Annotated in this window: 19 protein-coding genes; 9 read left to right on the top strand and 10 right to left on the bottom strand. The window is 65.4% G+C overall.

The annotated features are described in order from the left end of the window. Positions 1-33: 33 nt before the first annotated feature. The 5 genes from TX80_RS16745 to TX80_RS16725 form a co-directional block, all read right to left on the bottom strand. Entirely contained in the window at positions 34-2,229 is a 2,196-nt protein-coding gene (locus tag TX80_RS16745; RefSeq protein WP_049924396.1) for a dipeptide ABC transporter ATP-binding protein, read from the bottom strand. A gap of 8 nt (positions 2,230-2,237) precedes the next feature. Then, a complete protein-coding gene (gene nikC / locus TX80_RS16740) occupies positions 2,238-3,146 on the bottom strand; it encodes a nickel transporter permease (RefSeq protein ID WP_049924395.1) in 909 nt (302 codons plus the stop codon). Then, entirely contained in the window at positions 3,143-4,093 is a 951-nt protein-coding gene (gene nikB / locus TX80_RS16735) for a nickel ABC transporter permease (protein WP_049924394.1), read from the bottom strand. Before nikB ends, nikC begins: the two co-directional genes overlap by 4 nt. Positions 4,094-4,102: 9 nt before the next feature. Continuing rightward, a complete protein-coding gene (locus TX80_RS16730) occupies positions 4,103-5,647 on the bottom strand; it encodes an ABC transporter substrate-binding protein (protein WP_049924543.1) in 1,545 nt (514 codons plus the stop codon). A 218-nt stretch (positions 5,648-5,865) separates the two neighbouring features. Continuing rightward, positions 5,866-6,762 carry a DMT family transporter gene (locus TX80_RS16725; protein WP_049924393.1) on the bottom strand — a complete coding sequence of 299 codons (897 nt, stop codon included), beginning with the start codon at positions 6,760-6,762 and terminating at the stop codon, positions 5,866-5,868. A 121-nt stretch (positions 6,763-6,883) separates the two neighbouring features. Here TX80_RS16725 and serB point away from each other — a divergent pair, with 121 nt between their 5' ends. Together serB and TX80_RS16715 are read left to right on the top strand one after the other, a co-directional pair. Then, positions 6,884-7,528, top strand: a complete 645-nt coding sequence (serB, locus tag TX80_RS16720; protein ID WP_049924542.1) for a phosphoserine phosphatase SerB — start codon at positions 6,884-6,886, stop codon at positions 7,526-7,528. A gap of 94 nt (positions 7,529-7,622) precedes the next feature. Further along, positions 7,623-8,015, top strand: a complete 393-nt coding sequence (locus TX80_RS16715; protein WP_049924392.1) for a hypothetical protein — start codon at positions 7,623-7,625, stop codon at positions 8,013-8,015. A 170-nt stretch (positions 8,016-8,185) separates the two neighbouring features. Here the strand turns inward: TX80_RS16715 and TX80_RS16710 are convergent, their stop codons facing one another. From TX80_RS16710 to TX80_RS16700, 3 genes are all read right to left on the bottom strand, one after another. Further along, the gene (locus tag TX80_RS16710) at positions 8,186-9,202 is read right to left on the bottom strand and encodes a hypothetical protein (RefSeq protein ID WP_049924391.1); all 1,017 of its coding nucleotides are present in this window, start codon (positions 9,200-9,202) and stop codon (positions 8,186-8,188) included. 139 nt (positions 9,203-9,341) lie between these two features. After that, on the bottom strand, positions 9,342-10,577 hold the full coding sequence (metX, locus tag TX80_RS16705; protein WP_049924390.1) for a homoserine O-acetyltransferase MetX: 1,236 nt from the start codon (positions 10,575-10,577) through the stop codon (positions 9,342-9,344). Next, positions 10,574-11,914, bottom strand: a complete 1,341-nt coding sequence (locus tag TX80_RS16700) for an O-acetylhomoserine aminocarboxypropyltransferase/cysteine synthase family protein (protein WP_049924389.1) — start codon at positions 11,912-11,914, stop codon at positions 10,574-10,576. The genes metX and TX80_RS16700 overlap by 4 nt, the downstream gene beginning before the upstream one ends. 229 nt (positions 11,915-12,143) lie before the next feature. Between TX80_RS16700 and TX80_RS16695 the strand changes: the two genes are divergently transcribed. From TX80_RS16695 to TX80_RS16675, 5 genes are all read left to right on the top strand, one after another. Continuing rightward, positions 12,144-13,196 carry an ABC transporter ATP-binding protein gene (locus TX80_RS16695; RefSeq protein ID WP_049924388.1) on the top strand — a complete coding sequence of 351 codons (1,053 nt, stop codon included), beginning with the start codon at positions 12,144-12,146 and terminating at the stop codon, positions 13,194-13,196. Further along, on the top strand, positions 13,189-14,001 hold the full coding sequence (locus TX80_RS16690; protein WP_049924387.1) for an ABC transporter: 813 nt from the start codon (positions 13,189-13,191) through the stop codon (positions 13,999-14,001). The genes TX80_RS16695 and TX80_RS16690 overlap by 8 nt, the downstream gene beginning before the upstream one ends. A gap of 75 nt (positions 14,002-14,076) precedes the next feature. Then, positions 14,077-15,300 (top strand): MFS transporter, encoded by a 1,224-nt coding sequence (locus tag TX80_RS16685; protein ID WP_049924541.1) that lies wholly within the window; start codon positions 14,077-14,079, stop codon positions 15,298-15,300. A 135-nt stretch (positions 15,301-15,435) separates the two neighbouring features. Next, positions 15,436-15,927 carry a plastocyanin/azurin family copper-binding protein gene (locus TX80_RS16680; RefSeq protein WP_049924386.1) on the top strand — a complete coding sequence of 164 codons (492 nt, stop codon included), beginning with the start codon at positions 15,436-15,438 and terminating at the stop codon, positions 15,925-15,927. Between the two features lie 291 nt (positions 15,928-16,218). After that, positions 16,219-17,256: a DMT family transporter gene (locus tag TX80_RS16675; RefSeq protein WP_049924385.1), complete on the top strand. Its 1,038-nt coding sequence runs from the start codon at positions 16,219-16,221 to the stop codon at positions 17,254-17,256. A gap of 18 nt (positions 17,257-17,274) precedes the next feature. Here the strand turns inward: TX80_RS16675 and TX80_RS16670 are convergent, their stop codons facing one another. Continuing rightward, the gene (locus TX80_RS16670; RefSeq protein ID WP_049924384.1) at positions 17,275-18,450 is read right to left on the bottom strand and encodes a pyridoxal-phosphate-dependent aminotransferase family protein; all 1,176 of its coding nucleotides are present in this window, start codon (positions 18,448-18,450) and stop codon (positions 17,275-17,277) included. Between the two features lie 305 nt (positions 18,451-18,755). Here TX80_RS16670 and TX80_RS16665 point away from each other — a divergent pair, with 305 nt between their 5' ends. After that, positions 18,756-19,973 (top strand): C39 family peptidase, encoded by a 1,218-nt coding sequence (locus tag TX80_RS16665; RefSeq protein ID WP_049924383.1) that lies wholly within the window; start codon positions 18,756-18,758, stop codon positions 19,971-19,973. Between the two features lie 21 nt (positions 19,974-19,994). Here the strand turns inward: TX80_RS16665 and TX80_RS16660 are convergent, their stop codons facing one another. Next, positions 19,995-20,504, bottom strand: a complete 510-nt coding sequence (locus TX80_RS16660) for a hypothetical protein (RefSeq protein WP_230198761.1) — start codon at positions 20,502-20,504, stop codon at positions 19,995-19,997. A gap of 400 nt (positions 20,505-20,904) precedes the next feature. Here TX80_RS16660 and TX80_RS16655 point away from each other — a divergent pair, with 400 nt between their 5' ends. Continuing rightward, positions 20,905-21,186 (top strand): hypothetical protein, encoded by a 282-nt coding sequence (locus TX80_RS16655; RefSeq protein ID WP_049924381.1) that lies wholly within the window; start codon positions 20,905-20,907, stop codon positions 21,184-21,186. The last annotated feature ends 278 nt before the right edge of the window (positions 21,187-21,464 follow it).

The raw sequence follows: 21,464 nt of genomic DNA, 5'->3' as shown, positions 1-21,464 counted from the left end.
GGCAGGTCGCCGGCACCGACCGGCGGCCGGCCGTCAGCGGGTCCGGGGGAAGTGACACTTCGATCGAACCGGGCCGACCTGCTGGCGGTCGGGGTCGGTCTCCGCACACTCCGGCTCGGCACGCGGACACCGATCGCGAAAGGCACACCCGCTCGGCGGATCGACCGGACTCGGCGGATCGCCCTCGAGTTCGAAATCGGCCGACTCGTCGGCGTCGAGCGACGGGATCGCCTCGAGCAGCGCCGCCGTGTAGGGGTGGGTCGGCCGGTCGGCCACTCGGTCCGTAGGGCCGACTTCCAGCAGTTCGCCGAGATACATTACTGCGATCCGGTCCGCGATTTGCTCGACGACGGTCAGGTCGTGGGAGATGAACAGATACGCGAGATCGAGGTCGGCCTGCAGGTCCGCGAGTACGTTGAGGAGCCGCGCCTGAACGGAGACATCGAGTGCGGAGACGGGTTCGTCGAGGACGACCAGCGACGGATCGAGCGCGATCGCACGCGCGATGGCGACGCGCTGAACCTGCCCGCCCGAGAGTTCGTGGGGATAGCTCGTCGCGTATCGCTCCGACAGGCCGACCCGCTCGAGCAGTTCCCGGACGCGTTCGCGGCGGCGCTCGGGGCACCAGCCGTGACTGTGCAGCGGTTCGGCGATCGCCCGTTCGACCGTCAGCCGGGGGTTGAGACTCGAGCGCGGGTCCTGGAACACGACGCCGACGTCGGCGAGGGTATCGGCGGCGCGGTCGTCGGCGTCACCGACCGGCGTCCCGTCGATCCGGACCTCGCCGGCCGTCGGCGTCTCGAGCCCGGTGATCAGGGAAGCGAGCGTGGATTTTCCACAGCCGCTCTCGCCGACGAGCGCGACCGTCTCCCCCGGGCGGATCTCGAGGTCGACGTCGTCGACCGCCCGAAGCGTGTCGGCGGTCCCGAGCAGGCGCTCGATCGGACCGGACGCGAGCGGATACCGTTTCGAGACGCCCTCGAGTTCGACGATTGGAGTCGTCGGGGCGGCGGCATCCGGGTCCTCGTCCGTGGTCGTGGGTTCACCTGCGGTCGCGACATCGCGTTTGCCACTCGAGTCGGGTCGACCCGGGCCGGCCGACGGGACCGCCGAGTTCGAGGCGCTCGGTTCGAGAGCGGTCCCGACCCCGGCGTCGAGGAGAGCCGCCCGGGAGCGTCCGCTCCGGGCCTCGAGCGCGGATTGTTCGCCACAGGCCACGGTCCCGCGATCGGCACCGAGATCCACGGTCGGAACAGGGCCCTCCCGGCAGGCGTCGGTCGCGTGGTTACACCGGGGTGCGAACGGACAGCCCGGGCAGTCGCCGGTCAGCTCGGGAACCGTCCCGTCGATCGTGGGCAGGCGATCCCCCCGATCGACGCGCTGGGGGAGACACGCGAGCAGCGCCCGCGTGTACGGATGGCGCGGGTCCTCGAGGATGCGCTCGGTCGGGCCGGTTTCCATCACCTCGCCGGCGTACATCACGACGACGCGGTCACAGACGTCGGCGATGACGCCCAGATCGTGCGTGATCAACAGGATCGCCGTCCCGCGGTCGGCGTTGCGCCGACGGAGGCGCTCGAGGAGCTGTGCCTGCGTGGTCGCATCGAGCGCGGTGGTCGGCTCGTCGGCGATCAGCAGGTCCGGATCGGACGCGAGCGCGATGGCGATGCCGGCCCGCTGGCGCTGTCCGCCCGAGAGTTCGTGGGGGGAGGCGTCGATGCGGTCGGCCGGGTTCGAAATCCCGGCTTCCGCCATGAGATCGAGCGCCCGCTCGCGGTACTCGCGCCACTCGGACCGCCTGCTGAACGGCGGGATATGGAGGTACTCGAGCAGGCCCTGAGCGTCGGGCTGGTCGTGGATCTTGAGCGATTCGGCGATCTGCTCGCCGACGTCGAAGACGGGGTTGAGCGTCTCGGTCGGGTCCTGAAACACCATCGAGACGGTGTCCCCGCGGAGCCGGCGGAGCTGTCGGTCGGTCGCGTCGGTGACCTCCACCCCGTCCAGACGGATCGATCCGCGGACGATCTCGCCCGGCTCCTGCAGGCCGACGATCGAGCGTGCGGTCACGGACTTCCCGCTGCCGCTCTCGCCGACGATGCCGACGATTTCGCCCTCGTCGACGGTCAGGGAGACCCCGTCGACGGCGCGGACGACTCCCTCGCGGGTCCGAAAACGGGTGTGGAGGTTTTCGACTTCGAGCAACGGTGAATCGGTGGCGTTGGCGGTCATCGTCGGAATTACGTGGGTTTCTCGAGCGTTACGTCGCGGTTCGGATCGAGCACGTCACGGAGCCCGTCGCCGAGCAGGTTGAACCCGAGGACGGTGAGCATGATCGCCGCGCCGGGCACGTTCGCGATCCACCACGCGGTCCGGAGGTGGTGGCGGCCGGCAGAAAGCATCGTCCCCCACTCCGGGGTCGGTGGCTGTGCGCCCAGCCCGATAAACGAGAGCCCGGCCGTTCCCAGGATGACGGTCCCGAGGTTCATGGTGGCCAGCACGACGACCGGCCCGATGACGTTCGGAAGGAGGTGGCGGACGGCGATACGGGTCCGGGAGACGCCCATCAGCCGCGCCGCCCTGACGAACTCGCGTTCCTTCGTCGAGAGCACGCTGCCGCGGACGAGACGGGCGTACGAGGCCCACCCGACGACCGCGAGCGCGATCATGACGTTTCGCAGGCTCGGGCCGAGGATCCCGGCGACGACGAGCGCAAGTATCAGTCCCGGGAACGCAAGCTGGACGTCGACGAGCCGCATCAGGAGTTCGTCGACCCAACCGCCGACGTAGCCCGCGATCAGGCCGATTGCCGTGCCGAGGACGAGCCTGATGGCGGTGACGGCGACGGCGATCCCGAGCGAAAGCCGCGCGCCATGGAGGAGCCGGGAGCAGACGTCCCGACCGAGCTGATCGGTCCCCAGCGGATGGGCCATCGACGGAGGCTGCAACCGGTTCGCGAGGTCCTGACTCGCCGGATCGTAGGGGGCGACGACGGGACCGAGCACGGCGGCGACCGACAGCGACGCGACGATCACGAGGCCCGCGACGTTGAGCGGGTTCGCGAGAAACGCCGCGAGCTTTCGGGACGACCGAATCGCCCGGTACCGGCGTCTGACGGCCGTCACGACCGTCTCGAGGGCGTCGTTCACGCCGTCTCACCTCCGAGTCGAACGCGGGGGTCGAGATAGCGGTAGGTGAGATCGACAAGCAGGTTCGTCGCGACGAACACGACCGCGGTAAAGAGGGCGACGCCCTGAATGACCGGGTAGTTGCGTTCGAACACCGCATCGACGAGCAACGTTCCCAGTCCCGGCCGTTGAAAGACGATTTCGACGACGACCGCCCCGTTCAACAGCGAGCCCAGCTGCAGCCCGAGGACGGTCACGACGGGGACGAGCGCGTTGCGCAAGGCGTGTTTGTAGACGACGATCTGCTCGCGCAACCCCTTGGTGCGAGCGGTATCGAGGTAGGCCTCGTCGAGGACCTCGAGCATCGAACTCCGGACGAGCCGCGTCACGACGGCGGCCATGCCGCTTCCAAGCGTCACCGCCGGCAGGACGAGGTGCCCGACGCTGCCGGCACCGGCGACCGGAACGGTCTCGAGCGTCAGCGCGAACACCAGGATCAGCAGATAGCCGAGCCAGAAGTTCGGCATGGAAACCCCAACCAGCGAACCGAGCTGGCTCGCGTAGTCGATCGGGGTACCCCGGTGGACGGCGCTGACGACGCCGACGGGGATCGAAATCGCGAGCGCGACGGCCATCGAGGCGAGGGCCAACTCGAGCGTAGGCGGTAACGCCTCGACGATGAGCGTCGAGACCGGCGTATCGCTGTAGTAGGAGGTTCCGAGATCGCCCCGGAGGACGTCGGTCAGCCAGTCTAGATACTGGATCGGGATCGGGTCGTCGAGTCCGTGTTCCGCGCGGAACGCCTCGATTTCGGCCGCGGATGGCTGGCGGTCGAGTTGCTGGGTGAGGATGATCTCCGCGGGATCGCCTGGCGTGAGAAAGACGAGGCCGTACGTGACGACCGAGACGCCGAAGGTCACGACGAGCGACGTCGCGAGCCGGTACGCGAGGTAGTCGTAGTCGGGCATGCTGTGGTCTCAGGCGGTCCGCGTCAGGTCGCTCCACTCGGCGAACCTGGCGATCGGGTGGAGTTCGAGGCCGTCGATGGCGGCGTCGGCGGCGACGACGTACTCCCGGTAGAACAGCGGGACGACGACCGCCGCCTCCATGATTCGCCGCTGGGCTTCGACGTAGGCCTCGCGCTTTGCGGCCGGATCGTACGACTGGTAGCCGGTCTCGATGAGGTCGTCGACCTCGCCCCCGAGGTTGTACAGGCCGGTTCCGTCGGCCTCGTAGAGGTCCCTGTTGTCGACCCCCATCGAGTGGAAGTTCTCCCACATGAGATAATCCGCGCCGGGACTGTTCGATCCCGTGCTCCCGACCTGAAGGTGGAACTCGCCGCGGTCGGTCCGGTCCTGAACGGACGCGTTCTCGCGCAGTTCGATCTCGACGTCGACGCCGATCTCGCCGAACTGTGACTGGAGGAGCTGGCTGATCGTTCGGCTGTCGTCCATGTCGGCTTTCACGAGACAGGTCAGCGACTCGCCGTCGTAGGCCGACCGGTCGACGAGTTCGCGTGCGGTGTCCCGGTCGCGCTCGTAGGTCGGCAGTTCCTCCTCGACGACCCAGTCGATGACCGTCGAGATAGGGCCGCGGGCGGGTTCGCCGACCCCTTCGAGGACCGTCTCGACGAGTTCCTCCTGTGAAACCGCGTAGTTGAGCGCCCGTCGGAGGTCCGCGTCGTCGGTCGGTTCACGGTGGATGTTGATCCAGACCGATATCGCCCCCGCCGACTGCTGGGTTTCGACGCGAACGCCGTCGCGCTCGCGAAGCGACTGAATGCGACCCTTTGCCGGATCGTAGATCAGATCGGCCTCGCCGCCCACGAGGAGGTCAGTTCGGGTCGTCTCGTCCTCGGCCGCCCGGAAGGTAAGCGCCGTGGGATCCGGCTCGCCGCCCCAGTAGTCCTCGAACCGCTCGACGCGGATGGACTGACCCCGGTCGACCGACTCGAGGGTGAACGGCCCGGTCCCGATGATCTCGCCGGCTCGCCGATCGGCTTCCGGCGGCTGGATGTCGATCATGTTGTGTGCGATCGTCCCGGGGAAGCCGGGGAACGGCTCCGTCGTCTCGAACTCGACGGTGTACTCGTCGATCTTCGTGACGCTGCCCGGCTCGAGGTGGAGCCAGCCGTAGACGAAGTCACCTCGATCGACGAGGATGTTCTCCTCGAAAGTGTGGACGACGTCGTCAGCGGTCAGTTCCGCGCCGTTGTGGAAGGAAACGCCCTCGCGGAGTTCGAACACCCACGTGGTGTCGTCGGTCGCGGTCCAGTCGGTCGCGAGCCAGGGTTTCGGTTGCATATCCTCGGTGCCCCAGACCAGCGGTTCGATGACCCGGGTCCAGTACGGGGACATCCCGCCCCAGTTGTCGTATCGGCTGGTGTCGGTCGGGTCCGAGGCGAGTCCGATGGTAAACGCGGTCTCGTCTTCCGACCCGGCCCCCGAGCAGCCGGCAAGCGCGGCGAGTCCCCCGCCGGCGAGACCGCCAAGCAGCCGTCGGCGTGAGAGATCACCCGTCATCGTCGCTGCGAGTCCCGGCATGTGGAGTCGTCCGCTCGGACGCGTCTCCCCTCGAGCGAAACGGCCGTGTTCGAGGCGATCGGTGACACGCGGCCGTCGTGGCCGCCGGGACGAGCGAGGTGTTCGATGCCGATCATTGTACAACCTAACTTGTCGTACTGAAAATGAACTTGTGAATGTTCTGGTTCGATCCGGGAACGGCCGTCGGTCGGTCGACCCTAGATTGTGATCAGTGCCGCCCCGACGACCACGAGCACCCCACCCGATACGACGCCCCTCGTCACCCGCTCGAGGTCGCGCAGGAAGACGGCGGCAAAGAGGATCGTAAACAGGGGTGCAGTCGCGACGAGCGGGTCGACGATCGCGATCCGACCGTCATCGAGGCCGAGCGCGGCCATCAACGACAGCATCGCGACGGTTGTCACCAGTCCGCTGCCGAGGAAATACCGGTAGGATTCCGGCGGCCGGTCGAGGACCGCACGAGGACCGGTTGCGATCGCGTAAGCCAGCAGGACGACGAGGCCGGCCGTCTCGTTGATCGCCACCGCCTCGAGCGCCGAGATCGATCCCGCGAGCATTCCGTATCGGCGGCTGACGTTCGCGACGGCGAACGTGGCCGCGGCGGCGAGGGGCCACAGCAACGCCCGGGGCTGCCAGCCGCCGAGGTCGCCGCCCGTCGCGACCGTCAGGATCGACAGTCCGGCCACCAGGACGACGATGCCGACGCCGGTCACGGGTCCGAGCGGTTCCCCGAGGAAGACGAGCGCGATCAGGGTCGCAAACAGCGGCCGCGTACTGAGGATCGCGCTGTTGATGCTCGCACCGACCCTGTCGACGCCGACGAAGATCGTAATGCGGCCAATCGCAGTGCCGACGACGCCCGCGAACGCGAAGGTGACGAACACCTCGAGCGAGAGCCCCGAGAACGCCGTCCGTCCGTGACGAACGGCGATGACGAGCCAGTAGAGTAGCGAGTCGACGACGACGACGACCAGCGACGCCTGCACCGAGCCGCCGCCGGCGGCCATCCCCCGCTTGTCGAAGATCGGTGCGAACCCCCACAGGACTGCCGGAACCAGCGCGAGCGCGAGGACCTCGAGAGTTACTCCCGTCATCGAGACGGCTCACCGACCGGCACGGTCATCGGTGGATGTGGGCCGATGGCGGGTCAACGTTGCGGTGCAAGCGAAGACGGAACCTGAACTGGTTTATTCGGGGCGCGACAACCAGCGGGCGATGACAGTCGTCGCTTTCGACTTCGACGGGACGCTTTCCGACTCCGAGATGACCGTCCTGCTCGGCGACCGCCGCGGGGTCGCCGACGAGATGGCAGAGATCACCGAGCGCGCGATGAACGACGAGATCGGCTACGCCGAGAGCCTCCGCGAGCGGGCGGCCCTGCTCGAGGGTCTCCCGAAGGAAGACGCCAAGGCCGCCTACGCCGAGGTCGAACTCCGCGAGGGTGCCGGGGAGCTTATCGAGACGTTGAACGACGCGGGCATCACGACAGCGATCGTAACGGGCGGTTTCGAGCGCGGCGTCGCCGCCGCACTGGAGCGCGAGGGCGTTTCGGTCGATCGCATCGTCTCGAATCGGCTACCGATCGAGGACGGCCAGCTGACCGGGGCCGTCGAGGGACCGCTGATCGAGGGCACCAAAGACGATGCCCTCGCGGACCTCGCCGACAACGCGGGCGTCGGCATCGAGGAGACCGTCGCGGTCGGGGACGGCGCGAACGACCTGCCGATGCTCGAGGTGGCCGGCCTCTCGATCGGCTTCGACCCGAAACCGGCGGTCGAACCCCACTGTCAAGTCGTCGTTACCTCGATGGCAGGGGTTCGGGAGACGCTGGTGACCGACGGGATCCTCGAGCAGTCGTAATCGAAAACGCTCTCTCTGGCGTTACTCTCCGGCATAACGACCGATTTCACAACCGAGAGAGTTATTTACTCAAGGTCGAGTAAGAGTGTCTACGATGATGTGGCAAGATCTCGTCTTCATGGTTGGCAGCGGTCTCTCGATCGTGTTTCTCGCGCCGACGCTTCGCGATGCTAGCGCGCGGGTCCCGCTCGGAACAAGTCTCCCCTCGATGGGAATCGGATTCGTCTACGCGACGACGTTCTTTACGCTCGGCATGACGTTCTCGGCAGTCGGCGCGTTCGCGGCCGGCACGATGTGGTCGCTGATCGCGGTCTTCCGATCGCCGACCTCGCGGCAGTTCATCAGTTCGATCGGTCTCGACCTGTTCGCCGCCGACCTCCAGCGCTGGCTCGGTCGACGACGGGCCGATCCCGCGTTCACCGAGCAGTACGTTTCGCTCGAGCACGATCAGGGACACCAGCAGGGCCACGGAAACACCGCGGACTAACGACTCAACGGTAGCGACGGACGGTTTTCTCCGCACGGAACGGTCAGCAGCGACGGCAGCGGCAGGGCCACGAAACGGTCGCTGGAACGTGGTGACGGGTTCGCAGTCGATGAGTACATCCACCACGCGAACCGCGACAAAAAGTCGGTCCGATCCGATCGAGCGTCGGTCTACAGGTCTTCCCGTTCGAGCAGCTCGACGATCTTGTCGACGCTAGTTTCGTAGGTCACGTCGACGGTCGAGCCGTCCTGTTCGGTCTCGATCTTCCGGAGTTCGTCCTTCAGGTCGTCGTCGTCGAGCGATCCGCTTGCGACCGAGATCGCCCCGTCTGTGACGTCGGCCACATCGATGGCGTCGTCTTCGGTCTCAGCGTTCAGCTGCATCTCGAGGCCAGCATTGCCGTCATCAGTGTAGTAGACGCCGGTGATCGTGCTCACGTTGTGGAACGGTTCGAAGTCGATCTCGTTCGGAGTGAACGGATCGTCGTTGTTCGGTACCGTCTCGTCGGGGAGAGTTGCCGCCATCGTCACGTGTCCGTCGCGCGTGTCGTCGTAGGCGTCGCGGACGTCGCCGGAGACGGCTTTCCCGTCGCCGTACTCGATCGCGAGGGAGCTACGGACGCCTTTCTCGTCGCCGAAGACGTACTTTCCGTCGCCGAGATCGCCGACGTACATGACGCTGCCGAACTCGGGTTCCTCGGTCGGTTCGTAGAGGACGCTTTCCCCTTCGTACTCCGTCTGCTCGTAATCGGTGTCCTCGTCGTCCTCAACCGCCGAGATGACGGTGTCGGTGTCCCAGTCGCTGTAGACGACGAAGCCGGCATTCTCGTCCATACTGTCCTTGCTGAGGTCCGCGAAGAACAGCACCTGCTGTGCGTCTTCCGGATCGAGGCCGGTTTCGTTCTCGAACTCGGCGAACGCGTCCTGGTGACCGTCAGTGTCGGCACCCTGTTGGACCAGCGCATCCATAATCCGCTGGTTGTCCCCGTCCTCCATCATCGCCATGTCGGCGTGTACGAGGAGGTCACTCCCCTCGGGGGCGTGTTCGGCCGGTTCAGCCGCCTCGTCCGAGAACACCCCCGTGATCGAGCCCAGACAGCCGGCCGTCGCGACCAGCACGACGACCATGCCGAGCATCGCAAGACGTTTCGACGTTATCAACGAATCACTCCCAGTTACGTGTTTCATTGCCGTAGATATGACAGAGAGCACTACATACAAAAAGGTACTAGTTTTCGGATAGGTTGGACGAATCGAACAACGGCGAGCCAGCCGATACGTCTCAGTCGCCTACATCGGCCTCGCGTCGGTTCGGCGACGAATCCGATCACTCGGAAAACAGGCTCGTGTGGACCGGCGCGAACGAGTCGGTGTTCGACGGCTCGGTATCGGTGATGGTCCGACCTGCGAGTCCGACCGCGAGCAGTTCCGACAGCGGCGGACCCACCTTCTCCGGTTCGACGAGAAAGGCGTCGTGGCCGTGATCGGATTCGACGACGTGATGGGCGACCTCGACGTCGGCCCGCCGACACGCCCGTGCGAGCGACTCCGCCTGTTCGACGGTGAAATGCCAGTCGCCGGTAAACGAGAGTACGAGCAACTCGCCCTCGAAGGCCGCGAGCGCGTCGGCGTCGGACTCGTAGCCCGCCGACAGATCGAAATCGTCCATCGCACGGGTCAGGTAGAGATAGCTGTTCGCGTCGAAGCGGTCGACGAACTTCTCGGCCTGATAGTCCAGATACGACTCGACCTCGCGGTACGGGAAGAACGCAGCCGCGGGATCCGGCGGCTCCTCCCGAACGGTCTCCCGGCCCGCGGATCGACGGCCGAACTTCCGGGTCATCGACGACTTCGAGAGGTACATGATGTGGCCGATCTGTCGCGCTCGAGCGAGGCCGTCCTCGGGTCCCGAAGCGTCGTCCGACGTGCCTTCGCTCTCGTCGTTTGCGGCGGCATAGTAGTGGCCGCCGTTCCAGTTCGGGTCCGACGTGATCGCCCGCCGGGCGACCGTATCGAGTGCGAGACACTGGGGGTCGAGCCGGGCGGCGGTCGCGACGGCGGCCGCACGCTCGAGGTCGTCGGGATACCGGCGCAGCCAGTCGAGGACGTTCATGCCGCCGACGCTGCCGCCGACGACCGCGTGGAGCCGGCCGACGCCGAGTTCGTCCAGCAGCCGCCGCTGGGCGCGGGTCCAGTCACCGACCGTGACCGGCGGGAAATCGGTCCCGTAGGGCTCGCCGGTCTCGGGGTTCACGCTTTTCGGCCCCGTCGTGCCGTAACACGACCCCGGGACGTTCGCACAGACGACGTAGTACTCGGCGGTATCGATGGCCTTTCCGGGGCCGACGACGTCCCCCCACCACGCGCGGGCCTGCCCCGCGGTGTCGTCGCCCGCGTCGGGCCGACGCGCGACGTGGGAACTGCCGGTCAGCGCGTGACAGATCAGCACCGCGTTATCGCCGGTGAACTCGCCGTAGGTCTCGTAAGCCACCTCGAGCGAGGGGATCGTCTCCCCCGAGAGGAACTGGAACGCACCGAGGTCGACCGTGTTCCTGGTCGTCATGTGTCCGCCCCTCCGGTCGACCGTGTGGCCGCGTCGATCGCCCGCTCGAGATCCGCTAAAATATCCGCGGGATCCTCGATCCCGACCGACATGCGGATCAAGTCGTCCGTCACGCCCGCGTCCTCGCGTTCCTCGGGGGTGAGCTGTCCGTGGGTGGTGCTGGCGGGGTGGATGACCAGCGTCTTCGCGTCGCCGATGTTCGCGAGGAAACTCGCGAGGTGGACCTCCTCACAGAACGTCTTCCCCGCTTCGTAGCCGCCCTCGAGTCCGAACGCGACCATCCCGCCGTAATCGTCCAGATACCGAGCGGCGTTGTCGTGGGTCGGATGGGACTCGAGTCCCGGATACGTGACCCAAGCGACGTCCTCGTGGTCGGCGAGGTAGTCGGCGACGACGGCGGCGTTTTCACAGTGTTTCTCGACGCGCAACGGTAGCGACTCGAGTCCCTGGAGGGTCTGCCAGGCGTCGAAGGGGGACTGCTGGGTGCCGAGGCTGCGCAGCGAGCGGTAGCGCGCGGCTGCGGCGAAGGGGGCCTCAGGGAAGTCCCGCGAGAAGTCGACGTCGTGATAGGCGTGGTTCGGCCCGGCGATCTCGTCGTAGCCGTGCTCGCCCCACGGGAACGAGCCGCCGTCGACGAGGACGCCGCCGACCGTCGTGCCCGAGCCGTGGAGCCACTTGGTCGTCGACTCCCAGACGACGTCGGCCCCGTGGTCCAGCGGTCGACAGAGCGCCGGCGTCGCGAAGGTGTTGTCGACGACCAGCGGCACGCCGTTCTCGTGGGCGATCTCGGCGACGCGCTCGAAGTCCGGCGTCACGAGCGAGGGGTTGCCGATCGTCTCCACGTGGACGAACGCGGTGTCCTCGTCGATAGCCTCGGCGTAGGCGTCGTACTCGAGGGTCGGAACGAACCGCGTTTCGATGTCGCGACGCGAGGCGGTCTTTGCGAAGTAGGCCGTCGTACCTCCGTAGGCGTCGGTCGAACAGACCACGTTGTCGCCGGCTTCCGCGAGGATCAACACGGCCGAGTCGAGCGCGGCCATACCGCTTGCGGTGACGACGGCACCCGTCCCGCCCTCGAGCGAGGCAAGACGATCTTCGAGGACGCCGGTGGTCGGGTTGCTGATCCGGGAGTAGATGTACCCGTCGTCCTCGAGCGCGTAGCGCTCGGCGGCAGTATCGGCATCGTCGAAGACGTACGACGTCGTCTGGTAGATCGGCGGTGCCATCGCCCCCGTCTCCGAATCGGGGGTCTGTCCGGCGTGGACGCTTCGCGTCTCGAGGCCGCGTTCGGACCGGTCCGGGGCGGGATCGGTCCCGTCGATCGCGTCGTCGCTCATGTTTAGTATGCATACTTCTCCAAGAGTATATGCGTCCCAGTAACGGCAAAAACCGCAGACAGTACGCGATTTCCCGGCGATCATCCGCGAGACACCGTGACCGTGAGACCGGGTCGAACCGGCACTATCGATCGAGTCGACGGGTCGTTCGTCCAATAACTGGTTACTCGATGAGTAACGTGTCGTTCAGCAAAACCTTATTATACGGCTATTCGTTTGTTGGCACACGATGAACGGGAAGGAGACCCGTCGACCGACGTCAGTGGACGTCGATCCCGTAATCCACACCGACGGTTTGCGAAAGACCTACGGCGAGGGAACGGACGCGGTTACGGCCGTCGACGACGTCTCCGTTTCCATCGACTCCGGGGAGGTGGTCGGGTTGCTCGGGCCGAACGGTGCCGGCAAGACGACGGCGATCAAGTCGATCCTCGGGCTCGTCCTCCCGGATCGAGGGACGATCCGGGTCGCCGGAACCGACGTGCGGGAAAACACGCGGTCCGTCTACCGGACGGTCGCGGCGATGCTAGAAGGTGCCCGAAACGTCTACTGGCGGCTGACGGTCCGCGAGAACCTCCGGTTTTTCGCGGCCGTGAGCGGTCACGTTCCCGACGAACGCCGCCAGCGACACGACGAACTCCTCGAGCGACTCGATCTGGCCGCGAAGGAAGACACGGTGGTCAACGAACTCTCGCGCGGAATGAAACAGAAGGTATCGCTGGCCTGTACGCTCGCCCGGGAGACGCCGGTCGTCATCCTCGACGAACCGACGCTCGGACTCGACGTCGAGAGTTCACGCGACCTTCAGACGGAACTGCGCCGGCTGGCGGACCGGGAGTCCCGAACGGTGATCGTCAGCAGCCACGATATGGACGTCGTCGAGACGCTGTGCGATCGGGTCATCGTCATGCAAAACGGGCGAATCGTCGCGGACGATCCCGTCGACCACCTCACTGAACTGTTCCGAACGCAAGTCTATCGGGTAACCGTCGAAGCGCCGTCGGCCGGACTGCGCGACCGTCTCGAGCGACGGTACGACGTGCGCGAGTGGTCTCGGACGGCCGACCGGGTCACCATCGAACTCGTTATCGCGGACAGCGACGGGTTTTACGAACTCACTGACATCCTGCGTCAGGCGGGGTGTTCGCTTCAGGACGTGACGTCGATCGAACCCGATCTGGAGGACGTCTTCCTCGAGTTGATCCGCGACGGCGACCCCGGATCCGAGCGGACGACCGATCCAGAACCGGCCTCGGCGACCGGAGGGAAACACGATGAATGAGTCGTCCCTGCCGACCGGCACCGACCGACGACTGCGACACCTGCTCGCGCTCGGTCGCCAGCTACTGGTCAAACGGTTCGTCCTGCTGGTTCGGTATCCGGTGAACACGCTCGGCCGGTTTCTGACGACGTTCGTGTTCTTCCTGGTGATCTTCTTCGGCGGGCAGGCGATGGGCGGGCCGGCGTTCGACGACTCGCTTGGCGGCCTCATCGTCGGCTTCTTCCTGTTTACGCTCACGGTCACTGCCTACAGCGGCCTCGCGTGGAACATCACGCGCGAGGCCCAGTGGGGCACCCTCGAGCAGTTGTTCATGTCGCCCCACGGGTTCGGAACGGTGTTCGTCCTCAAATCGATCGTCAACGTCCTCGAGAGCTTCCTCTGGGGATTTAGCATGCTGGGCGCAATGGTGGTTCTCACGGGCCAGCCGCTCGTCGTCGACGTCGTGACGATCGTCCCGATCGCGACGCTGGCGCTCCTGTCGGTGATCGGGATCGGCTTCCTCTTTGCCGGACTCGCGTTGCTGTACAAGCGGCTCGAAAACGTGTTCCAGCTCGTCCAGTTCGCGTTCGTCGGCCTGATCGCCGCGCCGGCGGCCGACACGCCAGCGGTAACGGTGTTGCCGCTGGTCAAGGGCAGTGAACTCCTGCTGATCGCGATGAACGACGGGACGAGCCTCGGGGAGTTTCCGCTCGCGGATCTGGGACTCCTGTTTGCCGTCGGGGTCGGATACGCGGGACTGGGCTACGTCGCGTTCCACCTCGCCCAGCGACGGGCGCGCCGACGCGGCGTCATGGGACACTACTGACCGTGCAGAGCAAGCCCCGTGATCCGTCGCACGAAAACGGACGCCTTCATACGCCGGGAGTCCGAAGGGACGGTCGTGCACTCGAATGACCGTGACCGGCTGGTGCTTGCCACGGTCGTCTTCGCGGTGTTGTTCTCCCAGCTACTGCTCTATCCCGGTATCGCGACGCTCGTCGAGACGCTGGGGGCGGACGCGACGACGTCGGCGTTCGCCGCGAGTACGCTCGATGCGAGTATGTGGTTTCTCGTCGCCGAGTTCGCCGCCTACATCGCCTTCGTCGGCGTCTGGGGCGTTCTAAGCGACGTGACCGGCCGCCGAACGCCGTTTATCGTCGCCGGCGCAGTGGCAGGCGCAGTCGGGTACGCCGCCCTGGCGGCAGTGCCAGCCGTCGGGTCGGTTCCGTTCGAGGGCGTCCTTCTCCTTCGGGTTCTCCAGGGATCGATGACAATCGGCGCGTTCTCCCTGACGATGACCATGCTGATGGATCTGGAAGGGGGACACGGGCGAAACATGGGTGCGGCGGGGATCGCCATCGGTCTCGGGGCCGCCCTCGGTGCACCGATCGGCGGCCAGTTGACCGAACTCCATCCGCTCGCGCCGTTGCTCGTCGCAGCCGGGTTGCTGGTCTGTGTCGGCGCAGTCGTCCCGCTCGTTCCGGATCGAACCCCAGACGAGCGGCGGACGGCGCGGGCACTCGTCGGCGGGGTTCGAAACCGACCGACGCTGTCGATCCCCTACGCTTTCGGTTTCGTCGACCGGATGACGGCCGGGTTTTTCGCGCTCGTCGGCACGCTCTACTTTCAGGAGACGTTCGGCCTCGATGCCGGCGCGACCGGCCTCCTGCTGGCGTGCTTTTTCGTCCCGTTCGCCCTGTTACAGTATCCGATGGGAGCGCTCTCGGATCGGATCGGCCGAACGATCCCCGTCGTCGTCGGATCGGCGTGTTACGGGATCGGCATCCTCGGCGTCGGCGCTGCCCCGTCGGTCGCGTCGGCGGCCGTCGCGATGGTCGCCGTCGGCGTGCTCGGCGCGCTGGTCGCGCCCGCGACGATGGCCCTCGTTACCGACATCGCCGCCGACACGGAACGCGGCCTCGCGATGGCCGGGTTCAACTTCGCCGGCAGCCTCGGCTTCCTCGGCGGGTTTCTCGTCGGCGGCACCGTTGCGAGCAGCTACGGCTACGACCTCGCGTTCCTCGTCGTCGGCGGCCTCGAGATCGCGATCGCCGTCGTCACCGTGCCGGCGTTCCTGCGACGCTCGTTCGGTCCCGACCGGCTCGGGACGAGCGATCACGGCTGACGACCTGACCGAACATAATCGGATATTATTGAATAGTGTCCGAAGCCAACAGTACATTTGTTGTGTTATGTTGTCTCATAACATCGGGCCAGTAGAAGGTATCAATTTTTATGTGCTCGAGTCTAAGGTCCGATGATGGCACGAGAGAATCCGATTTCACGGCGGACAGCGCTGAAGGTCACGGGCGCGGCGGCTTCGACTGCATTCATCGCCGGCTGTAGCAGCGACGACGGCGGCGACGATGACGACGGCAGCAGCGACGACGGCGGCGACGAAGTCTACGAGATTTCCTCCGACGAGGACGTCGTCTTCCGCGCCGACGGCACGTCCTGGTACGGCAAGAGCCCGTCGAAGATCGAAGACGTGGAGAACCCCACCCTCGGTCTCACCAAAGGCGAGACCTACACGATGGGCTGGGATGAGGGTAATGGCGGCCGCCACAACTTCGAAATCTGTGACAGCGACGACGAGGTCATCGGAGACTACAGTACCGACCAGACGGCCGAGCCCGAAGGCGACGACCAGATGCTCGACGTCGAAATCACGGACGAAGTCGCCGAATACGTCTGTCGACCCCACGCTACGAGCGGAATGCGTGGCGACATCGAAGTCCAGAGCGACGAATAACGCCGCCCCGACCGTTTCCGCCTTTTCCGCATCGACTCCGAACCAGTAGTTACGCGATCGGCTTTCGATCCCGGGACTCGCTCGGGGGCGGCGGGAACGGCCAGTCCGTGGCCGAGTTGTCGGTGCCGCCATCGCGTTCGACGGTTCCGATCTGCGTATATCATCCTAATTAGTAACACACAGCCACACCACCGTGTCCAATGTTACCACCTATCGGCAAATTCTGGGTCTACAGGCTCCATACCCCAAGAATCCCAACACACAAGTAGTCGCGTCCCCTTTCGTGTAGAAATGAATTCACACAGGGACATCCTGTTGTTCGCCGCGCTCGCGATCGCCTGGGGGACCGCCTTCAGCGCGATCGAGATCGGCATGGCGACGCTGCCGCCGATCCTCTTTGCGGCGCTTCGGTTCGATATCGCTGCATCGCTGTTCGTGGCCGCCGTCGCCGTCCTCGGACTCGAGTGGCGACCGCAAACGCGTGCGGACTGGACGACGATCGCCATCGGCGGCGGACTGCTCGTCGGCGGCCACTTCGCGTTCCTGTTTCTCGGCCAGTCGTACGTCTCGAGCGCCGTCGCGGCGATCGTGTTGAGCCTGACGCCGATCGTGACGCCGCCACTTGCGCTCGCGTTGCTTCCGTTGGAACGGCTTCGGGCCCCGGCCGTCGCCGGACTGGGCTTTGGCCTCGCCGGCATCGTCGTCATCGCCGCCTCGGGCGGCTCGCTCGACGGCCACGCGATCGGCGTCGCGCTCTTGCTCGGCTCGTCGCTTTCGTTCGCGATCGGCTCCGTCCTGCTCGAGCGCACGCAGGGGACGCTGCCGGTCGTCTCGCTACAGACGTGGGCGATGGTCGTCGGCGCGGCGGTTCTGCATGGCCTGAGCGTCGCCCATCCCGGCGAAGGCTTCGCCGCTGCCACCCTGACCCCGACGACGGCCGGCGCGCTCGCGTACCTCGGCGTCGTCTCGACCGCCGGCGGCTTTCTCGCGTACTTCGTCCTGCTCGAGCGCGTGGGCGCGACGGAACTCAGCCTCGTCAGCTACGCGTCGCCGGCCGTCGCGGCCCTGACCGGCTGGGTCGTCCTCGGCGAGTCGATCACCCTCGCGACGGTCGCGGGCTTTGCGCTGATCGTCGTCGGCTTCACCTGCTGTAAGCTCGAGGCCCTCTGGCGAACGCTCGGCCCAGCGGTCGGCTACGGACCGCGCCGTCCCGGTATCGCGGACGACGCGGACGGGATCGTCGTCGGGCGGAACGTCTACCTGCCCGACTCGAGCGGTGACGCGGAGTCGCTCGCCGGAACCGGGCGAATCGCATCGAGCGCCGACTAACAATTACGACCCGACCGCTTACTGCTCGAGGGCGTCCCGGGCCGTCTCGATGCCGGCATCGACGTCGGCGTCGAAGCCCGCCTCGGTCATCGCCTCGCCGACGGTCCGGATACCCCGGACGATCTGCTCGTCAGCGAGGTTGCCCATGTTCGAGACGCGGAATATTTCGCCGCCCAGGTGGGCCTGCCCGCCGCTGATCGAGACGTTGCGGTCCGCGACGGCGTCGAAGAAGGCGTCGGGATCCTCGCGGACCGTCTCGGGGAGCGCGATCGCAGTGAGCGTGTTCGAAAACTCCGTCGGCCCCTCGGCGTCCGGGAACGACTCGAGCCCCATCGCGCGGAAGGCCTCCCGGAAGGCCGCCGACTGACGGCGATGGCGGGAGATCCGCTCCGGCATCCCCTCCCGTTCGATGAACTCGACGGCGGCCGCAAGGCCACGGAAGAGCGCCACGGCGCTCGTAAACGGGGTCTGGTTGCTCTCGGCCTTCCTGAGGTGCCACTCGAGATCCTCGTAGAAGGGGGCCGACTCGCCGTCGAGGCGCGCTTTCGCGCGGTCGGTGACGTACATCGCGCTGACCCCCGGCGGCGCGGCCAGCGCCTTCTGGGAGTCGGTCACGGCGATATCGACGTTCCAGTCGTCGACGTAGAACTCGTCGCCACCGATCGAGGTGACGCCGTCGACGACGAAGGTGGCGTCGTGAGCGGCGGCGATCTCGCCGACCGCTTCGACGGGGTTGAGCAGCCCCGTGGAGGTCTCGTTGTGAACCATCGTGACGACTTCGGTGTCGTCGGAAATCGCGGCCTCGACGGTCTCGAGATCGAAGGAATCGCCCCACTCGACCTCGACGCGAGTGCTCTCGGCGTGGCGTTCGGCGATCCGGGCGAACCGCCGGCCGAACTTCCCGTTGACCAGCGAGACGACCTCGTCGCCCTCGCCCGCGAGGTTCGCGACGGCCGCCTCCATGCCCATGGTGGCCGTCCCGTTGAAGATCAGGCTCGTTCCTCCCTGCGACGTGGACTCCTCCGCGAGCGTCGAACACTCGAACACGTAGTCGAGCCCGTCCTGAGCGCGCTCGTAGATCGCCTCGAACTCGCTGGAGCGATGCGAGATCATTTCGGCGTCCATCGCTTCGCGTACGTCGTCTTCGACCGGCACCGGGCCGGGATTCAACAGGAGGAAGTCCCCGTCTGGCATAGGCAGGTCTTTCAGCCCATCCTGTATAAGGGCCTCGGATAGTCACAAATGGCGCCACCGCCGACTACCGACGCTTCGTGACGTGCTCGAGACAGCTATTCTACACGATCGGTCGTGGACGAACACGAAGTCACATTCCGAGATGCTCGGGATGTGGCACCTGTAGAACGGAGCAAGCGAGAAGCACCCGTTGTCGTTCTGAGCGAGCCATCGCAATCACCCGTTGATTTTGCCGCCATAGTATATGTATATTGGTGTTACTTCCGTCACAACTGTTTTATGGTAACATGTTGCGAGGGACGACGATGGATAGAAAGTTCATCACTCGGCGGAACGCAGTAAAGCGCATCGGAGCGGCAAGCATCACCGGAACGTTCCTCGCCTCCATCGGAACTGTATCGGCACAAGAAACGGAGTACGTGACCGAAAAAAGAGCTCGATGGATCGCGAAAAACGCCATCAAGCAACTCAATCCGCGGTCGGAGTTCGACGACTGGCAACCACAGGGGGTCACGTCACCGCAACTGTACTACGGGAAGGTTCAGCGCGGAAGCTCGATCGAATACGAGCCGCGTGCGTGGATTTTTGCGATCGAAAATCGAGGCGACGACGTCGGCTATATCACCATCGATGCGGATCAGTTGGTGACGCCAGTACTCGCATACGGTCGATCGAAAGCACCGCATAAACGCGTAGGCCGGGCGAAAAAGGTGGGCAGCGCGAACGACGTTACCGTCACTGACCGGTATCTCTACCACGGCGGCGTCCAGTTCGGCGTGGAAACGACCGATCAGCGGATGATCGATCTACGGAAGGGTAAAATCCTCCCGCTACCCGCCGTCAACAGCACCGACGTCCTGAAACCGACCCACAATCCGAACGGACGGGACGCCGACCGGACGAAAGAGCGCGAGATCACGCCACAGGGGTCAGGTGACGGGCCACCCGACTGGTCCGGAGGGACGGACGACTCTATTTCCGGGGTCCCGAATTGGAAATCGTATGACGACGGCGGTGCAAGTAGCACGGAGTACGGGTCCGGAGACGATGCGTGGGACGAGTGGGACGGGTGTTCCCCGATTGCCGGGTCGATGGCCATCGGCTACCACGAAGGCATCGACGAGTGGGACGATGCGGACGAGCGCGAGGCGCTGATCGACAGGCTTCACGACGATATGAAGACGGATTCGGATGGGATTACGGATTTCAACGATATCGACAACGGAATCTCGAACTACGCAGAAGGGACGTACTCCTACAACGGAAACAACAACCACTGGCTGATCAAAGGGAACATCGAAGACGCCGTCGCCAACAACAACCCGCCGATGCTAAACATGACAAACGGTCCGTACAGCAAGGACAAACAATGGCTCAACGGGCATAGTGTCACCGTCGTCGGGTACAGAAAGGGAAGCGGGTATTTCTACCACAAGGTTCACAACGGCTACAACACCTCACCCGACCGCATCAGCAATGGGAACTGGACCGATGCCTTCGTGACTCGAATCACGAAAGCATAACCGACAGGCGGGTCGGATCGATCATACGTTTCCCGTCCCCTTCCGGCGGGAAACCGTATCGACGGCCCGGAAACCAAGGACGACGAGTGCGAGCAGGACTCCGGCGGAGAGCGTAAAGAGTCCACCGGCGAACATACCCGGAGTGCTGGTATAGAGCGTGTAGCAACTCAGAGCCGCCAACAGGACGGTGACGATACCGATCCCGGTAATGATGACCGATCGTATTCCGAGCCCCGCCGAAACCGTGTCGACGAGTACGGCAACCCCGAGAGCACCGGGAACGACCAGTTCGAGGTCGACCGGAACGCCACTGAGCGTTGGGTCCGAGGGATACTCGATCGGAACGTTCGTTATCATCACCAGAGCGACGGCCAGGACGGCTATCGCGAGTGCGGCCTGGAGATTCCGGATGATCGACCCGTTACGGGGCAGCATGTATTCGCATTCCACCCACATTATGAAAATACCCCTCCTATCAGTGGGAAATGTTATAGCATCTGGCCCACCGTCTCGAGCGGTGGTTGGCAGCACAGTATCGGTGACAAACGAACCCGCGCACTCGGCGCGGAGCCGAAGACGTGACTCGAGGCGTCGGCAGCGAGGCGAAAGCATCCGTCGGAACGGTGACCCTCTCTCGAGCAGGGGACGCCGGCCGGGAATGTCAACGCCGTTCTCGAGGTCGAAACCGCACCACTACGGCGCGATCAGGTAACTAGATAGTAATCCATGAACGATAATATAATCAGATCGTTATTTTGCCTACCGGTACCATGGGAACACCTACACACAGATAGAAAGCCACTACCGCCAATTTTCATGAACGATACTTGGTAGCACTTGCCGATTCATACCAGAATAGTGAAACTATATATGTGATGAGAATGTACTCTCAATCGAAGCAACTCGTGTCCGACTCCGGACACAGATCACGATGACACATGGACCACCACCCAACCCCGACGGCATCGCTCGAGACCAACCCACCGGCACCGACTCGATCGCGGGGGGACTGGCCCTCGTCCTCGGGATGCTGGGGCTGCTCGTCGCCGCCAGCTACCCGGTCTACGCCGCGGCGTTCGTCGCCGCCCTCGCGGCGACCGCCGTGCTCGTTCGGACCGGACTGCCCGCGCTCGGCCGCCGACTGCGCGGCCGGGTGACCGAACTCGACGTTCCCGGCTTCGGGACCGTCCAGATCCGCGTTACCGCACGCTGAACGCTCTTTTGTGCGTCTGTGACCTGTCGGCACGGAGCGGTGCCGCCGGCCTCGAGACCGTCGGATCGTCGATCGCCCACCAGCATCGCCCGGCAGCGACGAAACACCGAGTTCGAACCGCGATCACGGGCCGGCGAGGGAACGACTGGGAGCTGTCGATGGAGGGAGAGCCGGCCGATCCAGCTGTCCGCCGCGGCTCGAGTCGCGGATTACTCGCGGTCGCCGGTCGCAGGGTCCTCGCCGTGGCGCTCGACGGCACCCGGGCCGCCGTGCGGGAC

Origin of the sequence: Halopiger djelfimassiliensis, from assembly GCF_000455365.1 — an archaeon.
In the GTDB taxonomy this organism is placed as follows: domain Archaea; phylum Halobacteriota; class Halobacteria; order Halobacteriales; family Natrialbaceae; genus Halopiger_B; species Halopiger_B djelfimassiliensis.
Note: the sequence above shows the minus strand (reverse complement) of the source record. Positions and strands in the feature narration are given on the sequence as shown.